Origin of the sequence: Vibrio sp. 5S239, assembly GCF_041439575.1 — a bacterium.
GTDB lineage: Bacteria > Pseudomonadota > Gammaproteobacteria > Enterobacterales > Vibrionaceae > Vibrio > Vibrio kanaloae.
Genome location: NZ_JBGOOM010000012.1, coordinates 54,869 through 80,625 on the forward strand (window position 1 = coordinate 54,869; position 25,757 = coordinate 80,625).

Consider the following 25,757-nt stretch of genomic DNA (forward strand, 5'->3'; position numbering starts at 1 on the left):
TGCTTACAGGATTGTCACTATGAGTGTGGTGTACCTACTACTATATCTTTGCCGGTTAGATGGATGTCGGTTTCATTGGTTAATAGCGACATTTTAGGAGCGATGGCGTTATAATACAGAAAATGCCCCAATATCCAGAGCTTTCATGACATATCAATTATTAAGCCTACCTGAATCTATCTCAGACATTACGCCGCCGTTTATTGAAGGTGCAATCCTTGCGTCTAACCTAGCGACAAAGCCACTCGACCCTGAAGAATGGCTTGCTATTGTAGCGCCTGAAGCGGGCAAAGAGCTTGTAACATTAGTGACGGAACAAATTAACCGCCAGCATAACCTGATTCAGCGTAGTGAATACTTACTGTCTGACGTTTTGACTGAAGGTGACTTCAATGAGCAGTTCGCAGATTTTGCGGAAGGTTTCATGATGGTTTGGCCAACAGTGGAAGAGCAGTGGCAGAGCGTAACAGTCGTGGATGGTACTCTGCGCATGTTACAAGCGCTCCTAACAACCTTGATGCTTGCGATTGATGAAGAGCAAACTCAACAACAAATGATCGCTGCAGGGCTTACCAACCCACCATCGCTTGCCGATTTAGTGGGTCAAGTCGATCTGATGATCTCAGAAGTAGCAATGGCAGCGGATGAAGCTATGTTGGGTAATAAATCCCAGAGCGTGAACCCGTTTAAAGATATTGGTCGAAACGACCTTTGCCCTTGTGAAAGCGGCAAGAAATTTAAACAATGCTGCGGTAAAAACAGCTAATTACGGCTTATTGAGCAACTTAGCTTGAGTGAGTAACAGATTTTCTTAAGTGATAAAATTTTAAGTAATAAAAAGTCGACCTTTGGGTCGACTTTTTAGTTTCTGAACATGATGAATGAGCTAATTGTTAATCACTCTTTGATTTAACAAATTGAGAAATGACTACAAAACCGAAAGCAACCAAGTTACCCGCAAAGACAATCACGAGCCATTGTGGCATTGAAAGTTCTAAGAACTGCCACACCACTTTACTGCAGTCTCCGTAAGCCTCAAACATCCACGGAGCCCATTGGTTTAAAGGTGCCCAGCTAGGGAAGGTCACGAATAAGTCACAGGTTGCGAAAGGAGACGGATTAAACTGATAGTCAACGTGTTCTAAAGCCAGTGTCAAACCTTTGTATGCGCCAAATCCCCAACCCGCTAGGCCCAACCAGCGCGATATTGGATTGTTCGGAGCAATTGCACCAATGAGGGCTGCAACACCAATTGCGAGCATAGCAACGCGTTCATAGATACACATCACGCAAGGGCCAAGCATCATCACATGCTGGAAAAAAAGAGCGCACGCCTCAAAAAATACAATAAAAGCCAGCAATAAAAGCCAAGATAAACGTCCCTTAGAGAAGTCTTTGAGCATTATAAAAAAGTTCACGAATTTAACCCTGTCTATAAAATAAAAAAGCTCTGAATACTCAGAGCTTTTTATCTTGGATAAGTTTCCTAATCAACGAATATTTTTGATTAGTTAGTTATACTTATTGTGGTTTGCGACACAGTGTTTAGCTTAATGACCACCAGAGATAACTGGAGCAACGACTTCACCTGCTCGATGAATGATCCAACCAGCATCGTAGAACCATGCTGTCATCGGCTCTACCAAGAACACGATGCCTGCTAGGCCAACCAGTGCCAAAACGATTGTGTAAGGCAGTGCCATGATAACCATGCGCCCGTAAGATAGTCTAATTAACGGAGCCAGTGCTGATGTTAATAGGAACAAGAATGCTGCCTGACCGTTTGGCGTTGCAACCGAAGGTAGGTTAGTACCCGTGTTGATCGCTACTGCGAGTAGGTCGAATTGGTCACGAGTGATGATACCTTCAATAAGCGCTGTTTTCACTTCGTTAATGTAAACCGTACCTACGAATACGTTATCTGAAACCATCGATAAGATACCGTTGGCCACATAGAATAGTGCGAGTTGAGCACCTTTATCTTCAACGTGAAGTACAGCATCAATTACAGGCTTAAATAATGATTGGTCGATGATTACTGCAACGATGCAGAAGAAAACAGCTAACAGAGCGGTAAATGGTAGTGCTTCCTCAAACGCTTTACCCATTGAGTGCTCTTCGATAACGCCAGTAAATGCCGTTGCCAGGATGATAACTGAAAGGCCAATCAAACCCACTTCAGCAACGTGAAGCGCAAGGCCTACAATAAGCCAAACTGCGATTGCACCTTGAACCCATAGTTTTGCTATGTCTTGCTTTGTACGATTTGCTCGTTCTTTATTGTCGAACTCGACCAAAATTTGGCGAACGTTATTTGGTAGTTTTGCACCATAGCCAAACACTTTGAATTTTTCTACAAGTGCGCAAGTTAGAATACCGCAGATGAATACGGGCAGCGTGACAGGCAGCATACGGATGATAAACTCACCAAACTCCCAACTCGCTTGTTTAGCAATCACTAAGTTCTGTGGTTCACCGACCATAGTCATGACACCACCTAGTGCCGTGCCCACGCCTGCATGCATGAGTAGTGAACGTAAGAAGGCCCGGTAGTTTTCTAAGTCATCACGAGTTAGCTCAGAGATCTCTTCATCATGAGTATGATCGTGTGCAGACGTTGAGCCTTTACCTGATGCCACTTTGTGGTAGATAGAATAGAAGCCAACCGCAACACTGATCACAACGGCAATTACTGTTAGTGCATCTAGGAATGCCGATAAAAAAGCGGCGGCGATACAGAAAGCAACAGAAAGCAGAATTTTAGATTGGATACCGAGCAGTATTTTCGTGAAAATGAACAAAAGCAGTTCTTTCATGAAGTAGATGCCAGCAACCATGAATACCAACAAGAGTAATACAGGAAGGTTAGCTTGTAGCTCGTGGTATACCATTTCAGGTTTGGTCATGCCTATGGCGACCGCTTGAATCGCCAGTAAACCTCCTGGTTGAAGAGGATAGCATTTCAAAGCCATTGCTAAAGTGAAAATAAACTCAACCACTAATAGCCAGCCCGCAACAAATGGGTCAACTAGGAAAAAAACAAATGGATTGATGATTAAAAAGGAAATGATGGCAAGTTTATACCAATCAGGAGCTTTACCAAGGAAGTTCTTGATAAAAGCGTTTCCGAGAGACATCGGCATGTTAATACTCTTTTATGTTGATTATGAATAGACAAGCAATACAACATTTTGAAAATCGAGCTATAGAAGCAATTAAAAACTATAGCTAACAGTGACTTAGAAAAACTACATTCCATGTAACGTTCTGTGGTCTTGCCAAGTCACTCCCTTAGAAACTCAAGCACTGCTTATTTTTGAGCGAAACTCTACTCTTAGATAACATTTAGTCAACAGGAAAAGTTCTGTAGTGCTAAAAATACCACTTTTTTGTTGAGAAACGCGATCAAAGTAGTGCGAGCATATCACTTAAAATTTAATAAAAACCGACTAGAATCAATATTTAATCGAAATGATTGAAAATCACAGAATAAAAGCGGTTTATGTGTGATTTTTACAACTTAATATTGCAATTTAATGGCTCTTAAATTATGACCAATATCATTGATTTTAAAGAAATTTTGTTGTGTTAATGAGTTGTTAGAATGGTTGTTTATGGTCACTTGCTTTCTAAAGCTTGGGTGCAAACGTGTGTTTATCTTTAGAGTTTTAACTCTATTACTTGATATGAGTGAGTTAAGTTTTTGAGGGTGTTTCCGCTAGGTGTGACTAGTGGTATGATGAGTAAATTAGAACAGAATAATTTAATTGGATTGAAGTGTAGATGGTCATTAAGGCGAAGAGCCCGGCAGGTTTTGCAGAAAAGTATATCATTGAAAGTATTTGGAATGGCCGTTTTGCTCCTGGCTCTATCTTACCCGCTGAGCGTGAGCTTTCTGAACTGATTGGTGTAACACGCACCACGCTTCGTGAAGTGCTTCAGCGTCTTGCTCGTGATGGTTGGTTGACAATCCAACACGGCAAACCAACCAAAGTAAACCAGTTTATGGAAACCTCAGGTCTTCATATTCTAGATACGTTAATGACGTTGGATGTTGATAACGCAAGTAAAATGGTCGAAGACTTACTTGCTGCTCGTACTAATATCAGCCCGATCTTTATGCGTTATGCATTCAAAGCAAACAAAGAAGCTTCAGAGCGTACTATTAGCAACGTGATTGAATCTTGTGAAGCGCTACTTGCGGCACCAACGTGGGATGAGTTCTTAGAGTCATCACCATACGCCGACAAGATTAAGCAAGCAGTCAAAGAAGATTCAGAGAAAGATGAAGCGAAACGTCAGACGATCTTAATCGCGAAGACTTTCAACTTCTATGACTACATGCTTTTTCAACGTTTGGCGTTCCACTCAGGTAATCAAATTTATGGTTTGATTTTCAACGGAGTACGTAAATTCTATGACCGCATTGGTAGTTACTACTTCTCCAACCCAGAAGCTCGACGTTTGGCGATAAACTTTTATAAAGAGTTGTTCGTTATTTGTGAGAGTGGTCAACGAGAAAACTTGCCACTGGTGATCCGTAATTACGGCATCGCAAGCGCGCAGGTTTGGAATGAAATGAAAACAACGTTGCCAACTAACTTCACTGAAGACGATAGTTAATCCGGTAAACGCTAATCTGATAAATTTTAGGTTTATTCGGTAAGTGACATAAAGAAAACGAAAAAGCGGCGAGATAATCAAATTATCTCGCCGCTTTTGTATTTCTGAAGAGAGGATGTTAGTAACTTAAGCTACAAACTCTTCTGAATCTGGGCGGTTTGTAAATTGGACGCCATTTAGAAAATCACAAAGTAGTTGGTCTTCACATACCTTGTAGTTTTTGTTTTCTGGTTTACGGAAGTACGCACCAATCTCGTGCTTGCTCAAGCTAATGCCGACGACTTCTAATATGTCCAGTACATCTTCTGCTTTCATGTTTAATGCAATACGTAGCTTCATGAAAATCATGTTGTTAGTTAGATCAACTTCAGGTTTAGGTTGAGCACCTTCTTTTTTACCACGTTTAAGGTTGATGAAACCATTTAGGAATACCGCTAACTCTTTGTCTTTCATCTTAGAGCATGACTTGTCATTGTCGTCTTTTAGCCAGTTAATTACTTGGTCATGAGCAACAGTCACCTCAGCTTGCTCAATAGCTTTAATGATTTGTGCATTTTTAAGGTTTAGTGCGTGTTGAATACGACGCAAGATTTCGTTGTTAGTCACTGGGGATTCCTAAAAAGGGTTTGGAGAGTAAAGAGGTGTTGGTTAGCCCGTTATCGTCGACAAACCAATTTCTACTCTACATAGCATAGTTGACGGCGACTCTAACAGAGAACGCTTATTTTCGGTAGATATAAAAAATCCCCAATGCTTATTAACTTATTCAAGTTAAAAGTACATTAGGGATTTCGCTATGAGTGCTTGTTATCTGACTGAAGCCAGAATTACATTACACGCATACCAGGTTGAGCACCTTCGTGTGGCTCAAGGATCCATAGGTCGCTGCCACCAGGGCCAGCAGCTAGGATCATGCCTTCAGACATACCAAACTTCATCTTGCGAGGTTTTAGGTTTGCAACCATTACGGTTAGCTTGCCTTCTAGCTCTTCAGGTTTGTATGCTGACTTGATGCCAGAGAATACTTGGCGAGTTTCACCACCGATGTCCAGTTGGAACTTCAGTAGTTTGTTCGCTTTTGGTACTTCTTCACATGAGATAATACGAGCAATACGCATATCGACTGCTGCAAAGGCATCGAACTCAATCTCGTCTGCGATTGGCTCTTTGTCTAGCTCAGTTTGGCTTGCTTGCTCTTTTTCAGCTTCTGCTTTTTCTTTCGCAGCTGCTTCTGCGGCTGCATCTTCTTTAGAAGACTCGATCATTGCTTCCACTTTCTTCGGATCAATACGGCTAAACAGCGCTTTGAACTTAGTGATTTCGTGATCAGTTAGCGGTGTAGCAATCGCTTCCCACGTTAGCTCTTCGTTTAGGAAAGCCTCAGTGCGCGCCGCAAGCTCTGGCATAACTGGTTTCAGGTAAGCCATTAGCACGCGGAATAGGTTAATACCGACAGAAGAAACTTCTTGAAGCTCTTTCTCTTTGCCTTCTTCTTTCGCAAGAACCCAAGGTGCTTTTTCGTCAATGTACTGATTAGCTTTATCTGCTAGTGCAGTAATTTCACGGATAGCGCGGCTGAACTCACGAGTTTCGTATAGCTCACCGATACGCTCAGCAGCAGCAACGAATTCGTTGTATAGCTCAGGTTCTGCAAATTCAGCAGCAAGTTTGCCTTCAAAACGTTTCGTGATGAAGCCAGCGTTACGAGACGCTAGGTTAACAATCTTGTTTACTACATCAGCGTTTACACGTTGAGTGAAGTCTTCAAGGTTAAGGTCTAAATCATCGATACGGCTGTTTAGCTTAGCAGCGTAGTAGTAACGTAGACACTCAGGGTCTAAGTGATTTAGGTACGTACTTGCTTTAATGAATGTGCCTTTAGATTTAGACATCTTAGCACCGTTAACCGTTACGTAGCCGTGTACAAATACGTTGTTTGGCTTACGGAAGCCCGCGCCGTCAAGCATTGCTGGCCAGAATAGGCTGTGGAAGTAAACGATGTCTTTACCGATGAAGTGGTAAAGTTCAGCTGTGCTGTCTTTCTTCCAGTATTCGTCGAAGTCTAGGTCATCGCGCTTGTCACAAAGGTTTTTGAATGAGCCCATGTAACCGATAGGAGCATCTAGCCAAACGTAGAAGAACTTGTCTTTTTCGCCTGGGATTTCAAAGCCAAAGTAAGGTGCATCACGTGAGATATCCCACTGTTGCAGACCAGACTCAAACCATTCCTGCATTTTGTTTGCAGTTTCATTCTGTAGAGAGCCAGAACGAGTCCACTCTTTTAGCATGCTTTCGAACTGAGGTAGGTCGAAGAAGAAGTGCTCAGAATCTTTCATTACTGGAGTTGCGCCAGAAACCGCTGATTTAGGATTAATCAGTTCAGTTGGGCTGTATGTCTCACCACAGTTATCACAGTTATCACCATACTGGTCTTCTGACTTACACTTAGGGCAAGTACCTTTTACGAAGCGGTCTGGTAGGAACATCTCTTTCTCAGGGTCGAAAAGCTGAGAAATAGTACGGCTAGAAATAAAGCCGTTCTTTTTAAGTTCAAGGTAGATATGAGAAGCCAGTTCACGGTTCTCTTCGCTGTGTGTACTGTGGTAGTTATCAAAGCTAATATCGAAGCCTGCGAAGTCTTGTTGGTGCTCTTCACTTACTGCAGCGATCATCTCTTCTGGTGTAATACCCATCTGTTGTGCTTTAAGCATGATTGGTGTGCCGTGGGCATCGTCAGCACAGATGAAGTTTACAGTGTTGCCACGCAGGCGTTGGTAACGAACCCAGATGTCAGCTTGGATGTGCTCAAGCATGTGACCTAGGTGAATCGAACCGTTAGCGTACGGAAGGGCACAAGTAACCAGTAATTTCCTTGGATCAAGAGTTATTGGATCGTTTGCCATACTTAATATTCGCTTTTATTGATAGGTATAAATTTGATGGGTAATACTACTTTATAACGTGTGTTACGCCAAGGAGTCAGATACAGGATTCCATTAGTTTTTTAGGGGTTCAGTCTTTATCTCGTGGGTGATAGCATAAATAAAAAAGGAGCTCCAATGCGTAACTTTACTTCTAAGCAAGATTTCTGTTCATGGTTGAATGAGTTCGAGTCACCTATCCTCATTCCCGAGTGGGCGTTACACCAAAATATCGTCTCTGTTGATCCCCGTGGATCATTTGTTATCACATTGCCTTTCGCTGCCAACCAGCTTGCTGTTGATCTTGAAGATTGGATTAATGCCCAGATTGAGCAAAAGCTTGTGAGTACTTTCCAATTTCAAGTGAAGGTGCAGCCATCTGCGTTAGAAACCACGGTTGCTACACCATTGAAGGGCGTGAAGAACATCATCGCCGTGACATCTGCAAAGGGTGGGGTGGGTAAATCGACGACTTCAGTCAACCTTGCTTTGGCTTTATCTAAGTCTGGTTCAAAAGTGGGTTTATTGGATGCAGATATCTATGGCCCTTCTGTGCCGATGATGCTTGGCCAATTAGACGCGAAACCAGAAGTTCAAAATAACAAGTGGATGATGCCAATTGAAGTGCACGGTATTTTCACTCACTCCATTGGTTACCTTGTATCGAAAGATGATGCTGCCATTTGGCGTGGCCCAATGGCGGCCAAGGCATTAGGCCAACTTGTTAATGAAACGGTATGGCCAGAGTTGGATTACCTAGTCATCGATATGCCACCGGGCACGGGGGATATTCAGTTAACATTGTCACAACAGATTCCTGTGACAGGGGCTGTTGTGGTGACTACACCGCAAGATTTGGCATTAGCCGACGCACGTAAAGGTGTCGCTATGTTTGATAAAGTAAGTGTGCCAGTAGCAGGACTAGTAGAAAATATGAGCTACCATATCTGCAGTCACTGTGGTGAGAAAGAGCATATATTTGGTGCTGGTGGCGCAGAAGCGATGTCAGAAGAGTTTCACCTCGATATCTTGGCGCAAATTCCATTGCATATTGATGTGAGAGAAGACATTGACGCAGGTTGCCCGACGGTAATACGTCGTCCGGATAGTGAGCATACGCGTCACTATCTAGAACTTGCTGAAAATATCGCTGCGAAAATGTTCTGGACGGGAAAAGCGAGACCAGAAGCGATTAACTTTTCGATGGTTGAATAGCGCGGATCAATGCAAAAAGTATCTAGGTTACCAACATAGCTGTTTGAAGTTGGACAAATAATTATTGGGGTGCGCAAATAGTTATAAGGGAGCTGTTTGAAAGCAAACGATTGTATTCATGAAATGCATTGATATCATCAATTTGACTGCAATTAGCTAGAATGGCGACTAGAATCTATGTTGTTTAGCCCCTATAATCAGGCAGTTTATCTATTCCCACCACCAAACCATATCGGGTGCAAAATTAATGTCTGATAATAATCAATGTGTCATCGTAGGTATCGCTGGCGCTTCAGCTTCAGGAAAAAGTCTGATTGCTAGTACGATTTATAATGAGCTGCGCGAAAAAGTAGGCGACCATCAAATTGGTGTTATCACGGAAGATTGCTATTACAGCGACCAAAGTCACTTGAGTATGGAAGAGCGTGTTAAAACTAACTACGATCACCCAAATGCATTAGATCATGATCTTTTATGTGAACATCTACAGCAGCTAATGAGTGGCAATGCCGTAGAAGTTCCTGAATACAGTTACACTGAGCACACACGTACTTCTGAAACGACTACACTTACACCTAAGAAAGTGATCATTTTAGAAGGTATTCTGCTATTAACAGACCCGCGTCTTCGTAACCTAATGCACGCAAGTGTTTTTATGGATACACCGTTAGACATCTGTCTATTACGTCGTGTTAAACGTGATGTAGAAGAGCGTGGACGTACAATGGATACTGTACTTAAACAATATCAAAAAACAGTGCGTCCAATGTTCATGCAGTTTATCGAGCCTTCGAAACAACATGCAGACATCATCGTTCCTCGTGGTGGTAAAAATCGTATTGCGATTGATGTGTTAAAAGCGCACATTGCGAAGTTGTTGAAGTCTTAATCGAATAAAACTTTAGCCTAAGTGACTCACTTAGCTTTATTTTTTACCGAATCAGTGGCACTTTTATAGTGCCACTTTCTTTTTGGAATCTAAGCAAGGAATATGCGGATGAAGAAACTACTCATTTTCGTAGCCGTACCAGTATTTGTTGTCATTGCAGCAGTTCTGGCACTAGTGTTGTTAGTGAATCCTAACCAATTTAAGCCATTAATTGTCGAACAAGCCCAGAAACACACCGGCCTAGAGCTAGTGATCGAGGGCGATATCAGCTGGCAATTTTTCCCATCGATTGGCTTTGAACTTGGTCAAACTGAATTACGTAATCCTGAAGGGTTTACCCAACCGAACTTATTTAAGGTTGATACCGTTGGCGTTGATGTTTCGGTTACTCCGCTATTTAGCAATCAATTAGAGATTGGCAACATTACTCTAGACGGCGCAGAGTTCTATTTGGAAACGCTTAAAGATGGCCGTAAGAATATCGATGCACTAACACAAGCGGCAGCACCTCAAGAGTCAGAGCCGGTAGTAGATACAACGGCTGAATCAGCCTCAGTACCTCAAGAAAAAAGTGCGGCTGAAGCTTCTAATTGGACGATCAATCTTGCAGGTGTCACCATCTCAAACGCACTGTTTGAAATGGACGACAAGCAAGCCGGTTCATTCACTAAGTTATACGATGTGTCTTTGAATTTATCTGAGTTCGCAGTAGATACATGGACAACCGCGACTTTTGCCGCTTCTGGCGAAAACAATCAACAGAAATTTTCTGCAAACGGCAGTGCTGAATTTAAACTAGCGGAAGGCTTCGCGAGTTACGCGCTGCGCAATATTGATCTAAACGCCAAGTTTAATGACCCTGCTACATCAATTGACTCCGCAAAAATTGGTTTAGATATATTTGAGTTCGATAAGGTAAGCCAACTGACTTACGCAGTGGTAGGTAAAGCATCAGGTCTTGACTTAGACCTGAAAGGTAGCGGTGAACTAATCGTCGATAGCGCGATTTCAAAAGTGACACTGAACAGGTTAACGTTAGACTCAACATTCAAAGGCGACACGCTTCCTCAGTCTCCAATGAAAGTCGATATGCTGTCTGATTTGACCTTTGATCTAACGAAGAGCCATTTGAGCTTTGTGTTAGAAAAGCTGCAAGCAAACTCTATCGCGCTAGATGGTAAAGCTGACGTAACCCTGTCTGAAATTCCAAAGGTTCGTTTTTCTCTTCATAGCCCGAACATCGACCTTGATGAGTTCTTAGGCCTAGGTAACACAACAGAAACGGCGAGCACGGCTCCTTCTGGTTCTGCTGGTGGTTCAAAGTCAAACTCAGGTAGCTCTGCACCTGCGAAAGAAGTGGAACCTGATCTGTCGGCTCTGAAAACGTTAGATGTGAAAGGTGATATCACGATTGATAAGTTCAAGGCGAGCAATGCGAAAATGCAGAATGTTAAAACATCATTCTCGGTTAACCGTGGTATCGCAGAGCTAACCTCATTCACATCGAACCTTTACCAAGGCTCTATTTCTGCAACAGCTAAGTTAGACGCACGTAAAACACCGGCGACTTATACGGCTAAGAAGAAAATCAAAGGCGTGAAGGTACAACCGTTACTGGTTGATGTTGCGAATAACGATACGCTGGAAGGTACCGGTAATATCGATGTTAACGTTAAAGGTAAAAGCCTGACTCCGACTGGCATTAAGAAAAACTTAGTTGGCACAATCGTGATTAACTTTGAAGATGGTGCGGTAAATGGTATCAACGTTGCTCAACTGATTCGAGAGAACTACGCCAAGATAAAAGGCGAAAAAGTCGAAAGCAAAGGAGAAGCTCAAAAAACGGATTTCAGTGCAATGAAAGCGACGCTGAAGGTCGACAAAGGTTGGGTTTCAACGAACGACTTGTCGGCACAGTCGCCACTACTGCGCGTTACTGGCCAAGGTAAAGCGAACTTCATTAATGAAACGGTCGATTTCCTTGTTCGTACATCAATTGTGGGTTCGCTTGAAGGTCAGGGCGGTAAGAGCATTGACGACCTGAAAGATGTGACTATCCCAATTAAGGTGACTGGCCAGTGGGCAGACCCGAAATTTGCACTTGTTTTTGATGATGTATTGAAACAGAAAGCACAGAAAGAGATTGACCGTGGTGTGAACAAGCTAACGGATAAGATCAAAGACGAGAAAACCAAAGAAGCGGTAGATGGTTTATTGAAAGGTTTCTTTAACTAAACGTTTCTAACTCGTATAGAAAAGAAGCGCCATTCCTACTGTAGGAATGGCGCTTTTGTTTGGATGCTTATAATACTTGTCCCTCGCTCTAGGGAATGACGATAGGGGAGATGACCGAGTCGGGGATCTCAGAGTTGAAGGCTATTACCAGTCAACGCCTTGTAGCGCTTTGACTCCAGATTCGAAAGCGTGCTTCACGTTACGAACTTCAGATACCGTATCTGCCATTTCTGTTAGAGTACGGTGAGCCCCACGGCCTGTAATGATTACAGACTGCATCTTCGGACGGTTATTCAACGCCTCAACAACTTCATCGAGTTCGATGTAGCCATAACTTACCATGTAGGTTAGCTCATCAAACAGAATTACATCAATCGACTCGTCAGCCAGCATGCGTTGACACTCTTTCCATACGCGCTGTGCGGCTTCGATATCTTGAGCTTTGTTTTGAGTTTCCCACGTAAAACCTGTGCCCATGACTTGGAACTCTACATCGAGTTTTTGGAGAACGTTCTTTTCGCCGTTATCCCAAGTGCCTTTAACAAACTGAGCAACGGCACATTTCTTACCGTGACCCACTGCGCGAGTAATGGTGCCGAAGCCTGATGTTGATTTGCCTTTACCGTTACCAGTGATGACCAACAATAGGCCTTTTACTTCTTGTGCTGCAGCGACACGAGCATCGACTTGTTCTTTTACTTTCTGTTGTCTTGCTTTGTGGCGTTGTTCTTTGTTGTCTTCAGTCGACATAACAAATCCTTTTAAGTTGTGATTGCACCTATCATAGCCTAACTTAACGATATCAAAAACCATCGGAAGAGCAGGTGATTAGGGATGAAAAAGATACTCGTAGTTTGTATGGGGAATATTTGCCGTTCGCCAACAGGAGAAGCGGTGCTAAGGAAGAAAGCTCAACAGCTGGATATTGACGTTGTGGTCGACTCTGCGGGGACGATTGGTTTTCATCAAGGTAACTCGCCGGACTCGCGTTCGAGATCTGCAGGAGAGGAGCGAGGCTACAGCTTTAAGGGGATTACTTCTCGTAAAGTGGTTGACAATGACTTCGAAGAATTTGACCTGATACTCGCTGCAGATAGGGCCAATTTAGACGACTTAATGAGCCAATGTCCAGTGCACCTGCAATACAAGATTGCGCTGTTTTTGAGTTTTGGCGAGTCGCAGTATCAAGAGATACCCGACCCATATTATGGGGAAGGGAATGGCTTTGAATTGGTTTTGGATTTAATTGAAGAGTCCAGTGAACCGATTCTGCGTTCGATCTGATGTCTAAGTTATATTAAGCATCTGAGTCATCAGTAAATCACAGATATAAAAAAGGCCGGCATTCATTCAATGTCGACCTTCTTAAATCTAGCTTTAAGCTATGGCTAAGATTACTTAGACATTACTTTGTAGATTGGATCTTCTGCAACGTTTGATTCAACCAAACTACCTGCTTTGTGTAGCATTGTGACACAGTCTTGGCTTAGGTGGCGAAGGTGAAGCGTTTTACCTTGTGCTGCGTAACGCTCAGCAATCGTATCAATCGCTTCAATAGCAGAGTGGTCAGTAACGCGTGAATTGGCGAAATCAACGATAACATCTTGTGGATCGTTGTATGCGTCAAATAACTCAAGGAAGTTAGCCGTTGAACCAAAGAAGATTGGGCCGTTAACTTTGTACTCTTTAGAGCCTTTGCCGTTTACAGATGTGTCTGCGTAGATATGCTTAGCATGTTGCCACGCAAACATTAGTGCTGAGGCAATAACACCCACAAATACAGCAACCGCAAGATCCGTCATTACAGTTACAACTGTAACAAGGACGATAACGAAGAAGTCTTGCTTAGGTACGCGACGTGCAAGCTTGAAGGTTGCCCATTCAAACGTACCGATAACAACCATAAACATGACGCCCACTAGTGCTGCTAGAGGAATCATTTCAATAAGCGCAGAGCCGAATAGGATGAACATCAGTAGTGCAACGGCAGCAACGATGCCAGAAAGACGACCACGACCACCTGAGTTTACGTTGATCATCGATTGACCGATCATCGCACAACCACCCATCGCACCAAAGACTGAACACGTCACGTTAGCCATACCTTGACCAACACATTCACGGTTAGATTGACCACGAGTGTTTGTCATTTCGTCTAGTACGGTTAGCGTCAGTAGTGATTCAATTAGACCAATCGCTGCAAGAATCACGGCGTAAGGCAGGATAATGTATAGCGTTTCTAGGCTAAGCGGCACTGCTGGAATAGAGAATGTTGGTAGAGAGCCTGCTAGTGTTGCTGCTTCGTCACCAGACATAGTACGTAGGAAATCGACAACAGTACGAGTTTCAAGATCAAGGCCAACAACCAAAGCCGTTACCGTCACAATAGCAACCAATGAAGATGGTACCGCTGTTGTCAGTTTAGGTAGGAAGTGGATGATAGCCATAGTGAGTGCCACAAGGCCTAACATCAGTGTCATTTGACCGCTTGGTAACCAAGTCAACGCACCTGTTACGTCTGGCGCTTTAAATTGACCAAGCTGAGCTAGGAAGATAACAATGGCCAAACCGTTCACGAAACCAATCATTACTGGGTGTGGAACGATACGGATAAATTTACCTAGTTTAAATACACCTGCTGCAATTTGCAGAAGGCCAGCCAGCATAACGGCTGCGAATAGGTATTGAACACCATGGGTTGCCACTAGGCTCACCATTACAACGGCCATTGCACCAGTTGCACCAGAAATCATACCTGGACGGCCGCCAAAGACAGAAGTGATTAAACCTACGATGAATGCAGCGTATAGACCAACCATTGGGTCAACGCCAGCAACAAAGGCGAATGCTACAGCTTCAGGTACCAGAGCTAGGGCTACTGTTAGACCTGAAAGCACGTCATTCTTTACAGAGTGCTTTGAAAATTGTGGGAATTCGAACATGTTTGCTCAGCTATGCTTAAGATGGATTTACCGACACGGGTGTATTGCGTAGCCAAACAGTGATGGAAAAGAGCGGCAATAGCGAAGTGTCGAAAAGATAAGTGCGCGAATGCTACCCAAAAATGTGATTAAGTTCAAGGTTGAACCTAACTTTGAGTAATATATCTGTTAATTTTTATTCGATTAGTAGATATGAAAAAGGCTGCTTTAATAAGCAGCCTTTGATTCTATTTACTTGCGATTATCTATCAGTAATCGCTAGTAGTTTGGCTTAGTCATCGCCGCGCCAGCTTTGTTCGACGCTGCCTGACTGCCTGCACCTTTCGATACAAAGCGCTCAGCGCGGAACGGAGCTGCAACAACTTCAATCTCTTTGATCTCTTGTGGACCAGGAGCTTTAGTCATTGGTGAACCTGCTTGCTTTTTAGCAACCGCTGCCTTTGGAGCTTCTGCTTTCACAACAGGTGCTTCTTCAACTTTTGCACTTTCAGCTTTAGGCGCTTCAGCTTCAACAACTGGTGCTGCTTCTGCTTGCACAGCTTCTGCTACAACAGGCGCTTCAACTTTCGTCGTTTCTGCAATCACTGGAGCTTCAACTTTCGCAGTTTCAACAACCACAGGTGCCTCTTCAACGACTGCAGGAGCTTCAACCTTAGGTTCAGTAGCCACTTCTTCAGCAATAACAGCATCTTCACGACGGATGATAACTTTACCCATTGCAAGCTCTGGACATGCGAAGCCGCCAGCCATTGCTACATTGCTTTGTGGTACCGTCTCTAGAGCAACATTCTGCTCTTGAACAGATGTTTGAGCTTCAACTGCTACTTGAACTTCAGCTACTTCAGGTTTTGCCTGCTTGTGGTGAGGTTTTGGAATGAAGCGAGGCATTACTTTACCCATCGCCATCTCTGGAGAAGCTACACCACCTTTACGTAGGCGGAATGGGTTAGGGCGACGATCACGACCGCGACGACGACGTTGACCACTTGCACGTAGGTGACGTGGAGAACGACGGTTACGACGTTGTTTCGGCTCTTCCTGTTCAGTTTGCTCTGCATTCGCTTGAGTTGCTTCTACTTGTTCCGCAACTTTTTGCTCTTGAGCTACTGACTGTTCTTTTGAAACAGATTGTTCTTTAGCAATAACCTGCTCTTTTGAAGCATTATCTTCAGCTTGAGCTTGCTGGTCTTTAACACGAACTTGCTTGTTCAGTTTACGACGCTGACGACGCTCTTTAATCTTAGCCGCTTTCGCTTCAGGCTTAGCCTTAGGCACTTCTGGTTTATCAGCTTGAGCTTCTGCCGCTAGCTGTAGACCTTCTTCTGCTAATTTAGATGGAGCTTGCTCTTCGCGTTGCTTATGCTCATCGCGTGGTTTGTTACGACGATCTTGCTTAGGCTTACGAGGCTGACGATTTTGCTGTGGAGCTACTTCTTTCTGCTCTTCAGGCTTCTCGTCACGAGCTGGCTTACGACGACGTTTGTTGTCACGGTTTTCGTTACGATTGTCACCACGCTCGCTACGTTCACCACGTTGGTTGCGACGACGGTTATCGTTACGATCACGGCGCTGACGATTGCCGTTGTTTCGATTGTTTTTAGGTTTTTCTTCTTCTTTTTTCTCTTCTTGTGCTTCTTGCTTCTCTTCTTGAGCTGCAGAGCTAAAGAGGAAGCTACCGATTGCTTTGAAGAAACGACCAATCAGGCCTGGTTCTTGAGTCGTTGCTGGTTCAGCTTTCTTCTCTACCGCTTTAGGTGCTGGATCCGAAGATGGAGATGGTGCTGATTGAGCTGGAGCTGCAAAACCTTTCAGAGCTGGCTCTTCGAGCTTTTTAGGACGAACAGTCTGTTCTGCTGGTTCTTTGCTTTCCGCTTCTTTTAGAGCTTCTAGCTTGTTAGGCAGTAGGTAAGACAGTAGATCGAACTCTTCACCTTCACGTACACGGATAACCTCAAAATGTGGTGTTTCCATGTCAGAGTTAGGTACAACAGTGATCTTAACTTCTTGGTTCTTCTCGATGTGATTTACTGAGCGACGTTTTTCGTTCAATAGGTAAGAAGCGATAGGAACAGGGACTACAGCAAGAACTTGCGCAGTGTTGTCTTTTAGAGCTTCTTCTTCAATTAGACGTAGAACAGACAGTGCTAGTGATTCGTTATCACGAACAACACCAGTACCTGTACAACGAGGACAAATGTGGTGGCTTGCTTCTGCTAGTGATGGGCTCAAACGTTGGCGAGACATCTCTAGAAGACCAAAGCGAGAAATACGACCAATCTGAACACGTGCGCGATCTAAACGAACGGCATCACGTAGACGGCTTTCTACTTCGCGTTGGTGGCGAACCGGAGTCATATCGATAAAGTCGATTACAACAAGACCACCTAGGTCACGTAGACGTAATTGACGTGCAATTTCATCGGCCGCTTCTAGGTTAGTGTTTAGCGCTGTTTCTTCGATATCGCCGCCCTTTGTTGCACGAGCAGAGTTAATATCGATAGAAGTCAGAGCTTCTGTTGGGTCGATTACGATAGAACCACCAGATGGAAGGCGAACTTCACGTTGGAAAGCAGATTCGATCTGGCTTTCAATCTGGTAATGGCTGAATAGTGGAACTTCACCATCGTATTTCTTAACGCGATTCATGAAATCTGGGCGTATTAATTGAATGTGCGCTTGTGCACGTTCAAAAATAGTATTGCTGTCGATTAGAATCTCGCCAATATCACGACGTAGGTAGTCACGAATTGCGCGAACAATAACGTTACTCTCTTGGTGAATTAGGAAAGGAGCTGCATTTGAATCAGAAGCTTGCTTGATAGCGCCCCAATGGTTCAATAGAACATTCAGGTCCCACTCTAGCTCTTCTGCGCTTTTGCCAACACCAGCTGTACGCACGATTAAACCCATACCTTGAGGAAGCTCAAGAGTGCTTAATGCTGCTTTCAGTTGAGTGCGTTCATCACCTTCGATACGACGAGAAATACCGCCAGCACGAGGGTTATTAGGCATAAGAACTAAGTAACTACCAGCCAAAGAGATGAAAGTTGTCAGTGCAGCACCTTTGCTACCACGTTCTTCTTTCTCTACTTGTACGATTACTTCTTGGCCTTCTTTTAGCACTTCTTTAATGCTAGGACGGCCTTGGTATGTATAACCTTCAGGGAAGTATTCGCGGGCAATTTCTTTAAGAGGGAGGAAACCGTGACGTTCTGCGCCGTAATCAACAAATGCCGCTTCTAGGCTTGGTTCAATACGGGTAATACGTCCTTTGTAGATATTCGCTTTTTTTGACTCGTGACCTGGACTTTCGATATCGAGATCGAACAGTCGCTGGCCGTCAACCAAAGCGACACGCAACTCTTCTTTTTGAGTTGCGTTAATTAACATTCTTTTCATTTAGAAATTCTCATTGTCTTTTCTTATTTTCATCATTGTTCTTATCGCTTTATTTCGTTTCTCATGGTGCCAGATCCCATGGCTTTATCGGTGCAGCCTCCCGGCTGGAGAGGGATGCTCTGGGGCACGTCAGTCATCATAGGGAGTTAACCTATGATCCGCGATGTGGCGGTGAATACTCAACATGAGTTTACGTGAGTAGAGCGATAAGGAGCTCAGTTGACCGTGTCTTACGCCGATTGCAGCACTGTCTAATCTGAGTTATCTACTCATTTACTTGCTTATGAATGGTTAACTGTTTAAATATTAATCAAACCATTGATAGCAGCTGTGAACTATAGCAGTGGTCGGTAAACACAGCAATCTGCTTTGTAGTAATGCGGTAAAAAAAACAGTTTTTGTTTGGGTTTTGATAGCTCTAACTCACTGTCTATAAATAATTTATCAACTGATATTTCAATTTGCACGAATCCTGGTGCTTTTTTGTTCGAAGAATCAAAGAAATATCAAACTTTGACCACTACTTAAGGAATGAGTGTTAGGTCTTCTGGATAAATAAGTTTGGAATAGGCTTAAGAAAATCTCAATTATCAAAAGTGACAGTGATACAATAGCGCAATGAGCGAAATTAGAACCCAAGTCCAATTCGTCGACATTGACGAAGATATGGCTGGTCAGCGTATTGATAACTTCTTACGCAACCAATTAAAAAACATTCCGAAAAGCATGATTTACCGAATCGTGCGTAAAGGCGAAGTCCGCGTAAATAAAAAACGCATCAAGGCTGAGTACAAGCTAAAAGCTGGCGATTTAGTCCGTATTCCTCCGGTTACTATTGAAGAGAAAACAGAAGAGAACGTGCCGAGCACGAAACTCAACAAGGTTTCAGAATTAGAACAGTGCATCATTTATGAAGATGATCACATGTTAATTCTTAATAAACCGTCTGGCACTGCTGTTCATGGTGGTAGCGGATTAAAGTTTGGCGCGATTGAAGCATTACGTGCTCTTCGCCCTGATGCTCGTTTTCTTGAATTAGTGCACCGTATTGATAGAGATACGTCTGGCATTTTGCTTGTTGCTAAGAAGCGTTCGGCGCTAAGACACCTTCAAGCACAGTTCCGTGAAAAAACGGTTCAGAAATACTACTTCGCTTTAGTCATGGGCGAATGGAAGAACAGCTGTAAAGTCGTTAACGCGCCTTTGTTAAAAAATGAAGTGAATAGCATTGTTCGAGTGAACCCGAATGGTAAAGCTTCTGAAACCCGCTTTAAGGTTTTAGAGAAATTCCAAGAGGCAACGTTGATTCAGGCTAGCCCGATTACAGGCCGTACACACCAAATCCGTGTGCACGCTCAGTATACTGGACACCCAATTGCTTGGGATGATCGCTATGGTGATCGTCGTTTTGACGCTTACACGGGCAAGGTTGGTCTTGATCGTTTGTTCCTACATGCAGCAAACATCAAGTTTACACACCCAGGTAGTGAAGAGAAGATGGATATCTCGGCGCCAATGGAAAGAAGGCTAGAGAAAGCCCTAACGGGTTTACGTAAGCTCTAAGAAGATACGAGATACGAAATCATAAATTTTTGTGAATTGAGTGTCAGACGCATCAAATGGAAAAGGTTGACGAATATCGTCAACCTTTTTTGTTTTATCTGTTGTAGAAGATCCCCAACTCGCTCGTTCCTCGCTCTTGAGGATGACGACTTCTTAAAATCACGTTCTATAATCATTAGCTGGTTAGATAAAATTGCGTGTTCCGTCATCCCCTAGACTGACGAAGGAAGGAATAGGGAATCTATAACAAAGAGAGTGTATCCGTTACAGCACACTCATTCCTTGCGTTTCTAACATATCGACGAGATCGATCAGCGGTAAGCCGATCAAAGTATTTGGGTCTTTCCCTTCCATCTGCTTAAACAACGCGATGCCTAACCCTTCACACATAAAGCTACCTGCGCAGTAATAAGGCTGTTCTTTCTCGACATAACTAATGATTTGCTGCTCGGTTAAATCGCGGAAATGCACTACAAAGGTGTCGAGACGCGTGTCAGCTTCATTGGTTTCGTTGTTCCAAACCGAAAGCCCAGTATAAAAAGTAATGCTCTTGCCGCTTTGACGAGATAACTGTTCGATCGCTTTTTCTCGAGTATGAGGCTTACCTATGATCTCTCCATCAATCACACAAACCTGATCAGAGCCAATGACTAAGCTAGGTTGCTCCACAGTACAAGACTTAGCTTTGGCCTCGGCAAGGCGCATCACTAACTGTTGAGGTGTCTCTTCTGGAAGCGGCGTTTCATCGCAGTCTGGCTTAGCTGTAATGAAGCTTAACTGTAGTTTTTTGAGGATCTCTTGCCTAAATGGTGATGTAGAGGCTAAAACTAGTTGGTAATTTCTCATTTTAATTTACAATTCAAGGAAGCATTTATCTCAGGATAACGTAACTTGTCCTGCTATTCATAATGCTCTGAATAGGAAAGGCAGGAAAGTACATTTTTTTTGCCATTTCCTTTGACTAAACATGATTTGGAAGATAAGATTCGCGCCCTATGCAAAAGGAAAAAATACCGCGTACAGTTGATCCGGCAAGAACGGCTCAAAAACGACTCGATGTGAATGGTATCATTCAGGTCAGTCTTTTGAAGCGTTTAACTGAAGCAACTGAAGGCGTAAAACGTGACGCGCAAGTCTCAATGTCATTTGGGCTTGATGAACAACGATTAGTCGTTATCTCTGGTAAAGCTAACGTCGAAGTCGATTTAGAGTGTCAACGTTGTAATGAGGTTTTCGCACATGAGTGCGATGTCCAATTTACTTATACTCCTGTTTACAGTGAGAAAAGTGAAGAGGAAGCACCGGAAGAGTACGATTTGGTAGATTTGAACGAGTACGGTGAGTTAGACCTGATTCAATTAGTTGAAGACGAGTTCATCCTTGGATTGCCACAAATAGCAATGCACGACGATGCGAAATGTAGCGTTAACTCAAATAACTTGGTGTTTGGTGAACTTCCTGAAGAAATTGAGGAAGACAAAAAGCCGAATCCATTTGATGTTTTAAAAAGCTTAAAGAAGTAATTACTTCTTTAAGAATTTACATAGGAGTAGGGTCAATGGCCGTACAAAAGAGCAAGAAATCACGTTCAATGCGTGGCATGCGTCGTTCACACGATGCGCTAACTACAGCTGCACTTTCTGTAGACGCAACTTCAGGTGAAACTCACCTACGTCACAACGTGACTGCCGAAGGTTTCTACCGCGGCAAAAAGGTTATCAACAAGTAAGGTTGACCTTTGCAAAATCTAACCGTTGCGCTTGATGCAATGGGCGGGGACTTCGGTCCTCGTGTAACAGTGCCTGCCGCCGTGCAGGCACTGTCGTATTTCCCAGAGCTAAAAGTCATTCTAATAGGTGATCGAAACGCGATCACATCTCAATTATCTTCATTAGGTCGAATGCCTGATTCTCGTTTGAGTATCCAGCATTGTGATCGAGTCATTTCCAATTCTGAAAAACCTTCACTAGCCTTACGTAATAGTCAGGGTAGCTCTATGCGTGTCGCTATCGATCTGGTTGCCGAATCACAGGCTGATGCTTGTGTGAGTGGTGGTAACACTGGCGCACTGATGGCTTTATCCCGTTTCAGACTCAAACTTCTTCCCTGTATTGATAGGCCTGCATTGGTTTCAGCTTTGCCTACTGCATCCGGAAATCGCACATGGATGCTTGATTTAGGGGCGAACGTTTCTAGTGACGCAGATTCACTCTTTCAGTTTGCTGTCATGGGCAGTGCATTAGCAGAACAACATTTAGGTCGCGCACCACGTGTCGCTATCTTGAATATCGGTGCAGAAGAAATTAAAGGCAATGACCTTGTAAAACGATGCGCTGAAATGTTGTCTAATACTCAGTCTGTGAACTTCATAGGCTATATTGAGGGTAATCAATTACTTCAAGATGCTGCTGATGTCGTCGTATGTGATGGTTTTGTGGGCAATGTCTGCTTAAAAACGTGCGAAGGTACGGCTCAGCTCTTTATTGATAAGCTAAAAACGCGCATGATGGCTTCAACAATAAAGGGTTGGATAGCCAGAATGCTGTTTTCTGAGCTATTTACTGAATTAAAAACCTTGAACCCCGACCAGTATAACGGCGCAAGTTTGTTAGGATTGCGCGGCATTGTCATTAAAAGTCATGGAAGTGCTGATGTGTCTGCAGTCGTCAACGCGATTGGTGAAGCAGTACACGAGGTCAAACGACAAGTCCCCAGCCGCATTAGCGATCGTTTGGAAGCGGTTTTACTCGAGAGGCATTATTAGTCTTCATGTATAGCAAAATTTTAGGTACTGGCAGCTACTTGCCATCTCAGGTGCGTACTAACGCAGACTTAGAGAAAATGGTAGAGACTAGCGATGAGTGGATCGTTGCTAGAACTGGTATTAAAGAGCGTCGTATTTCAGCGGAAAACGAAACCGTTGCTGATATGGCGTTTTACGCTGCTGAAAATGCCATTGAAATGGCAGGTATCGACAAAGAAGAGATTGATTTAATCATCGTTGCGACAACCAGCAGTAGCCATACATTCCCGTCTTCGGCTTGTCAGGTACAAGGCAAGCTTGGTATCAAAGGCTGCCCTGCGTTTGATTTGGCTGCGGCGTGTTCTGGTTTTGTCTACGCACTGTCTGTTGCTGATCAACACATCAAGACTGGCATGTGTAAGAACGTTTTGGTAATTGGTGCTGATGCACTGTCAAAAACCTGTGATCCGACTGACCGCTCTACTATCATCCTATTTGGTGATGCAGCAGGCGCGGTGGTTGTAGGCGCAAGCGAAGAGCCAGGTATTTTGTCTACTCATATTTACTCTGACGGTAAATACGGTGAGCTTCTAAGCTTAGAAGTACCAGAGCGTGGCGGTGATGCAGACAAATGGCTGCACATGGCGGGCAACGAAGTATTTAAAGTGGCGGTAACTCAGCTTTCTAAGCTAGTTAAAGACACATTAGCGGCGAACAATATGGATAAGTCAGAGCTTGATTGGTTAGTTCCACACCAAGCGAACTACCGTATTATCTCGGCAACCGCTAAAAAGCTGACGATGTCGCTTGATCAAGTAGTGATTACTCTTGATAAGCACGGCAACACGTCAGCAGCTACCGTACCTACGGCCCTTGATGAGGCTGTTCGCGACGGGCGAATTAAACGTGGTCAAACGCTTCTACTTGAAGCATTTGGCGGCGGCTTCACTTGGGGTTCTGCGTTAGTTAAATTCTAACCCCAAGCGATAATCAACAAACAAGGCACATAACTTATGTGCCTTATTCAATTTTTTGCTTTGCTTAAAGGAAAATTACAATGAGCAAGTTTGCTATCGTATTCCCAGGCCAAGGTTCTCAAGCTATCGGTATGCTTGCTGACCTAGGCGAACAGTATGATGTTGTAAAACAGACATTTGCTGAAGCTTCAGAAGCACTTGGTTACGATCTATGGGCATTGGTTCAAGATGGTCCAGTAGAAAATCTAAATGAAACTTTTCGCACTCAACCGGCTCTATTAACAGCGTCTGTTGCAATTTGGCGTGTATGGCAAGAGCTTGGCCTAGAGCAACCTGTAAATCTAGCAGGTCACAGCCTAGGTGAATATTCTGCACTTGTATGTGCTGGCGTTATCGACTTTAAAGAAGCGATCAAGCTGGTTGAACTACGTGGTCAACTGATGCAAGAAGCGGTTCCTGCAGGTGTTGGTGCAATGTACGCAATCATCGGTCTAGACGATGAAGCGATTGCCAAAGCGTGTGAAGAAGCTGCGCAAGACGAAGTTGTGTCTCCAGTTAACTTTAACTCTCCTGGCCAAGTTGTTATCGCAGGTAACAAAGCAGCAGTAGAGCGTGCTGGTGCACTATGTAAAGAAGCGGGCGCTAAGCGTGCACTTCCTTTACCTGTTTCTGTGCCGTCTCACTGTGCACTGATGAAACCTGCAGCAGACAAGCTAGCAGTGGCTCTAGAAGCGCTAGAGTTCAACACGCCAGCATTGCCGGTTATCAATAACGTTGATGTTGTTGCTGAAACAGACCCTGCGAAAATTAAAGAGGCACTTGTTCGTCAGCTATACAGCCCAGTCCGTTGGACCGAAGGCGTACAAGCAATGAACGAGCAAGGCGTTGAGAAGCTACTAGAATTAGGTCCAGGTAAAGTTCTTACTGGTCTAACAAAACGAATCGTAAAAACTATGACAGCTGCTGCAGTTAATGACACTGCATCACTAGACGCTGCTAGGTAATTAATCACTTAATAGAGAAGTTATGATGAATTTAGAAGGCAAAGTTGCACTCGTTACAGGCGCAAGCCGTGGTATCGGTCGTGCAATCGCTGAACTTTTAGTTGAGCGTGGTGCTAAAGTTATCGGTACGGCTACTTCTGAAGGCGGCGCTGCTGCAATCAGTGAGTACCTAGGTGAGAGCGGTAAAGGTCTTGCTCTTAATGTAACAGATGTTGACTCAATTGCTGCTACACTGAAAACCATCAACGATGAATTTGGTGCAATTGATATTCTAGTTAACAACGCTGGTATCACTCGTGATAACCTACTGATGCGTATGAAAGACGATGAGTGGAATGACATCATTGATACTAACCTAACGCCTATTTTCCGCATGTCTAAAGCTGTATTGCGTGGCATGATGAAGAAGCGTCAAGGTCGTATTGTTAACGTTGGTTCTGTAGTCGGTACTATGGGTAACGCTGGTCAAGCTAACTACGCAGCTGCAAAAGCAGGCGTAATTGGTTTTACTAAATCAATGGCTCGTGAAGTTGCGTCTCGTGGCGTTACAGTGAACACTGTAGCTCCTGGTTTCATCGAAACTGACATGACTAAAGCGCTAAATGATGACCAACGTGCAGCAACTTTGGCGAATGTACCAGCAGGTCGACTAGGTGACCCTCGCGAAATCGCTGAAGCTGTGGTATTTTTGGCGTCACCTGCGGCAGCTTATATCACAGGTGAAACACTTCACGTCAATGGCGGTATGTACATGGTGTAAATTATGTGCAACATTTGTGCATGATTTAAGTCAAGATCATACGTAATTTCGGTTAAAATCGTGAAAATTGTGGTTTGACCAGAAAAGTTGACCTTGCAACTTTCAATAGATTGAATAAACTACGGAAAACATCGCATAAAGCGAACTCTGTAAAGGAAAAGAAAAAATGAGCAACCTCGAAGAACGCGTAAAGAAAATCATTGTTGAACAGCTAGGTGTAGACGAAGCTGAAGTTAAAAACGAAGCTTCTTTCGTTGATGACTTAGGTGCAGATTCTCTAGACACAGTTGAGCTAGTAATGGCTCTAGAAGAAGAATTCGACACTGAAATTCCAGATGAAGAAGCTGAGAAAATTACTACTGTTCAAGCAGCTATCGATTACGTAACTAGCGCTCAGTAATAATCTCTCCCAGGCGGTCACCTCGACCGCCTGTGTTTTATCTAACTCATCTATCCTCATCTTAAATCACCTCAATCCCCGGAGTG

General features: G+C 43.7%; 22 protein-coding genes. 14 read left to right on the forward strand and 8 right to left on the reverse strand.

Going from position 1 to position 25,757, the window contains the following annotated elements; all coding sequences use genetic code 11:
• The first annotated feature begins 145 nt into the window (after window positions 1-145).
• On the forward strand, window positions 146-766 hold the full coding sequence (locus tag ACED48_RS11505) for an SEC-C metal-binding domain-containing protein (protein WP_017054968.1): 621 nt from the start codon (window positions 146-148) through the stop codon (window positions 764-766).
• Window positions 767-893: 127 nt separating this feature from the next.
• On the opposite strand, the gene dsbB is transcribed toward ACED48_RS11505, so the two are convergent.
• Window positions 894-1,403, reverse strand: a complete 510-nt coding sequence (gene dsbB, locus ACED48_RS11510) for a disulfide bond formation protein DsbB (RefSeq protein WP_017054969.1) — start codon at window positions 1,401-1,403, stop codon at window positions 894-896.
• A gap of 147 nt (window positions 1,404-1,550) precedes the next feature.
• Window positions 1,551-3,143, reverse strand: a complete 1,593-nt coding sequence (nhaB, locus tag ACED48_RS11515) for a Na(+)/H(+) antiporter NhaB (protein WP_017054970.1) — start codon at window positions 3,141-3,143, stop codon at window positions 1,551-1,553.
• A 640-nt stretch (window positions 3,144-3,783) separates the two neighbouring features.
• Here nhaB and fadR point away from each other — a divergent pair.
• Complete coding sequence (fadR, locus tag ACED48_RS11520) at window positions 3,784-4,623, forward strand: fatty acid metabolism transcriptional regulator FadR (protein WP_017054971.1); 840 nt, start codon at window positions 3,784-3,786, stop codon at window positions 4,621-4,623.
• Window positions 4,624-4,749: 126 nt separating this feature from the next.
• Here fadR and ACED48_RS11525 read toward each other — a convergent pair whose 3' ends face one another.
• A complete protein-coding gene (locus ACED48_RS11525; RefSeq protein WP_017054972.1) occupies window positions 4,750-5,229 on the reverse strand; it encodes a DUF1456 family protein in 480 nt (159 codons plus the stop codon).
• Window positions 5,230-5,450: 221 nt separating this feature from the next.
• Window positions 5,451-7,511 carry a methionine--tRNA ligase gene (gene metG, locus ACED48_RS11530; protein ID WP_371692168.1) on the reverse strand — a complete coding sequence of 687 codons (2,061 nt, stop codon included), beginning with the start codon at window positions 7,509-7,511 and terminating at the stop codon, window positions 5,451-5,453.
• Window positions 7,512-7,682: 171 nt separating this feature from the next.
• Between metG and apbC the strand changes: the two genes are divergently transcribed.
• From apbC to ACED48_RS11545, 3 genes are all read left to right on the forward strand, one after another.
• Complete coding sequence (apbC, locus tag ACED48_RS11535; RefSeq protein WP_017054974.1) at window positions 7,683-8,759, forward strand: iron-sulfur cluster carrier protein ApbC; 1,077 nt, start codon at window positions 7,683-7,685, stop codon at window positions 8,757-8,759.
• A 247-nt stretch (window positions 8,760-9,006) separates the two neighbouring features.
• Window positions 9,007-9,648, forward strand: coding sequence for a uridine kinase (gene udk / locus ACED48_RS11540; protein WP_017054975.1), 642 nt, complete (start codon window positions 9,007-9,009; stop codon window positions 9,646-9,648).
• Window positions 9,649-9,756: 108 nt separating this feature from the next.
• Entirely contained in the window at window positions 9,757-11,883 is a 2,127-nt protein-coding gene (locus ACED48_RS11545) for an AsmA family protein (protein ID WP_017054976.1), read from the forward strand.
• A gap of 144 nt (window positions 11,884-12,027) precedes the next feature.
• On the opposite strand, the gene cobO is transcribed toward ACED48_RS11545, so the two are convergent.
• The gene (cobO, locus tag ACED48_RS11550; RefSeq protein WP_017054977.1) at window positions 12,028-12,633 is read right to left on the reverse strand and encodes a cob(I)yrinic acid a,c-diamide adenosyltransferase; all 606 of its coding nucleotides are present in this window, start codon (window positions 12,631-12,633) and stop codon (window positions 12,028-12,030) included.
• Window positions 12,634-12,717: 84 nt separating this feature from the next.
• Between cobO and ACED48_RS11555 the strand changes: the two genes are divergently transcribed.
• Entirely contained in the window at window positions 12,718-13,167 is a 450-nt protein-coding gene (locus ACED48_RS11555; RefSeq protein WP_017054978.1) for a low molecular weight protein-tyrosine-phosphatase, read from the forward strand.
• 110 nt (window positions 13,168-13,277) lie between these two features.
• Here the strand turns inward: ACED48_RS11555 and ACED48_RS11560 are convergent, their stop codons facing one another.
• Together ACED48_RS11560 and rne are read right to left on the reverse strand one after the other, a co-directional pair.
• Window positions 13,278-14,825 carry a SulP family inorganic anion transporter gene (locus tag ACED48_RS11560; protein ID WP_017054979.1) on the reverse strand — a complete coding sequence of 516 codons (1,548 nt, stop codon included), beginning with the start codon at window positions 14,823-14,825 and terminating at the stop codon, window positions 13,278-13,280.
• Window positions 14,826-15,083: 258 nt separating this feature from the next.
• Window positions 15,084-18,224, reverse strand: coding sequence for a ribonuclease E (rne, locus tag ACED48_RS11565; protein WP_017054980.1), 3,141 nt, complete (start codon window positions 18,222-18,224; stop codon window positions 15,084-15,086).
• A 618-nt stretch (window positions 18,225-18,842) separates the two neighbouring features.
• On the opposite strand from rne, the gene rluC reads away from it, so the two are divergent.
• The gene (rluC, locus tag ACED48_RS11570) at window positions 18,843-19,787 is read left to right on the forward strand and encodes a 23S rRNA pseudouridine(955/2504/2580) synthase RluC (protein WP_017054981.1); all 945 of its coding nucleotides are present in this window, start codon (window positions 18,843-18,845) and stop codon (window positions 19,785-19,787) included.
• A gap of 264 nt (window positions 19,788-20,051) precedes the next feature.
• Here rluC and ACED48_RS11575 read toward each other — a convergent pair whose 3' ends face one another.
• Window positions 20,052-20,633 carry a nucleoside triphosphate pyrophosphatase gene (locus tag ACED48_RS11575; protein WP_017054982.1) on the reverse strand — a complete coding sequence of 194 codons (582 nt, stop codon included), beginning with the start codon at window positions 20,631-20,633 and terminating at the stop codon, window positions 20,052-20,054.
• Between the two features lie 149 nt (window positions 20,634-20,782).
• On the opposite strand from ACED48_RS11575, the gene yceD reads away from it, so the two are divergent.
• The 7 genes from yceD (at window position 20,783) to acpP (ending at window position 25,671) form a co-directional block, all read left to right on the forward strand.
• On the forward strand, window positions 20,783-21,310 hold the full coding sequence (yceD, locus tag ACED48_RS11580; protein ID WP_017054983.1) for a 23S rRNA accumulation protein YceD: 528 nt from the start codon (window positions 20,783-20,785) through the stop codon (window positions 21,308-21,310).
• Window positions 21,311-21,345: 35 nt separating this feature from the next.
• The gene (gene rpmF / locus ACED48_RS11585) at window positions 21,346-21,516 is read left to right on the forward strand and encodes a 50S ribosomal protein L32 (protein ID WP_004737376.1); all 171 of its coding nucleotides are present in this window, start codon (window positions 21,346-21,348) and stop codon (window positions 21,514-21,516) included.
• A gap of 9 nt (window positions 21,517-21,525) precedes the next feature.
• Window positions 21,526-22,551 (forward strand): phosphate acyltransferase PlsX, encoded by a 1,026-nt coding sequence (plsX, locus tag ACED48_RS11590; RefSeq protein ID WP_017054984.1) that lies wholly within the window; start codon window positions 21,526-21,528, stop codon window positions 22,549-22,551.
• Between the two features lie 5 nt (window positions 22,552-22,556).
• Entirely contained in the window at window positions 22,557-23,507 is a 951-nt protein-coding gene (locus ACED48_RS11595; protein WP_017054985.1) for a beta-ketoacyl-ACP synthase III, read from the forward strand.
• Between the two features lie 80 nt (window positions 23,508-23,587).
• Window positions 23,588-24,511, forward strand: a complete 924-nt coding sequence (gene fabD / locus ACED48_RS11600; protein WP_017054986.1) for an ACP S-malonyltransferase — start codon at window positions 23,588-23,590, stop codon at window positions 24,509-24,511.
• A 25-nt stretch (window positions 24,512-24,536) separates the two neighbouring features.
• Entirely contained in the window at window positions 24,537-25,271 is a 735-nt protein-coding gene (fabG, locus tag ACED48_RS11605) for a 3-oxoacyl-ACP reductase FabG (protein WP_029626769.1), read from the forward strand.
• Window positions 25,272-25,437: 166 nt separating this feature from the next.
• Window positions 25,438-25,671 carry an acyl carrier protein gene (acpP, locus tag ACED48_RS11610; RefSeq protein ID WP_004737381.1) on the forward strand — a complete coding sequence of 78 codons (234 nt, stop codon included), beginning with the start codon at window positions 25,438-25,440 and terminating at the stop codon, window positions 25,669-25,671.
• Window positions 25,672-25,757 lie beyond the last annotated feature (86 nt).

Excerpts from the sequence above, each read along its gene's own strand:
- rluC (WP_017054981.1), top strand. The coding sequence starts at position 18,843 with ATGAGCGAAATTAGAACCCAAGTCCAATTCGTCGACATTGACGAAGAT.
- ACED48_RS11545 (WP_017054976.1), top strand. The coding sequence starts at position 9,757 with ATGAAGAAACTACTCATTTTCGTAGCCGTACCAGTATTTGTTGTCATT.
- yceD (WP_017054983.1), top strand. The coding sequence starts at position 20,783 with ATGCAAAAGGAAAAAATACCGCGTACAGTTGATCCGGCAAGAACGGCT.
- rne (WP_017054980.1), bottom strand. The coding sequence starts at position 18,224 with ATGAAAAGAATGTTAATTAACGCAACTCAAAAAGAAGAGTTGCGTGTC.
- cobO (WP_017054977.1), bottom strand. The coding sequence starts at position 12,633 with ATGTCGACTGAAGACAACAAAGAACAACGCCACAAAGCAAGACAACAG.
- fabD (WP_017054986.1), top strand. The coding sequence starts at position 23,588 with ATGAGCAAGTTTGCTATCGTATTCCCAGGCCAAGGTTCTCAAGCTATC.
- rpmF (WP_004737376.1), top strand. The coding sequence starts at position 21,346 with ATGGCCGTACAAAAGAGCAAGAAATCACGTTCAATGCGTGGCATGCGT.
- ACED48_RS11560 (WP_017054979.1), bottom strand. The coding sequence starts at position 14,825 with ATGTTCGAATTCCCACAATTTTCAAAGCACTCTGTAAAGAATGACGTG.
- fadR (WP_017054971.1), top strand. The coding sequence starts at position 3,784 with ATGGTCATTAAGGCGAAGAGCCCGGCAGGTTTTGCAGAAAAGTATATC.
- nhaB (WP_017054970.1), bottom strand. The coding sequence starts at position 3,143 with ATGCCGATGTCTCTCGGAAACGCTTTTATCAAGAACTTCCTTGGTAAA.
- ACED48_RS11555 (WP_017054978.1), top strand. The coding sequence starts at position 12,718 with ATGAAAAAGATACTCGTAGTTTGTATGGGGAATATTTGCCGTTCGCCA.
- fabG (WP_029626769.1), top strand. The coding sequence starts at position 24,537 with ATGAATTTAGAAGGCAAAGTTGCACTCGTTACAGGCGCAAGCCGTGGT.
- dsbB (WP_017054969.1), bottom strand. The coding sequence starts at position 1,403 with ATGCTCAAAGACTTCTCTAAGGGACGTTTATCTTGGCTTTTATTGCTG.
- apbC (WP_017054974.1), top strand. The coding sequence starts at position 7,683 with ATGCGTAACTTTACTTCTAAGCAAGATTTCTGTTCATGGTTGAATGAG.
- ACED48_RS11595 (WP_017054985.1), top strand. The coding sequence starts at position 22,557 with ATGTATAGCAAAATTTTAGGTACTGGCAGCTACTTGCCATCTCAGGTG.
- ACED48_RS11505 (WP_017054968.1), top strand. The coding sequence starts at position 146 with ATGACATATCAATTATTAAGCCTACCTGAATCTATCTCAGACATTACG.
- acpP (WP_004737381.1), top strand. The coding sequence starts at position 25,438 with ATGAGCAACCTCGAAGAACGCGTAAAGAAAATCATTGTTGAACAGCTA.
- ACED48_RS11575 (WP_017054982.1), bottom strand. The coding sequence starts at position 20,633 with ATGAGAAATTACCAACTAGTTTTAGCCTCTACATCACCATTTAGGCAA.
- udk (WP_017054975.1), top strand. The coding sequence starts at position 9,007 with ATGTCTGATAATAATCAATGTGTCATCGTAGGTATCGCTGGCGCTTCA.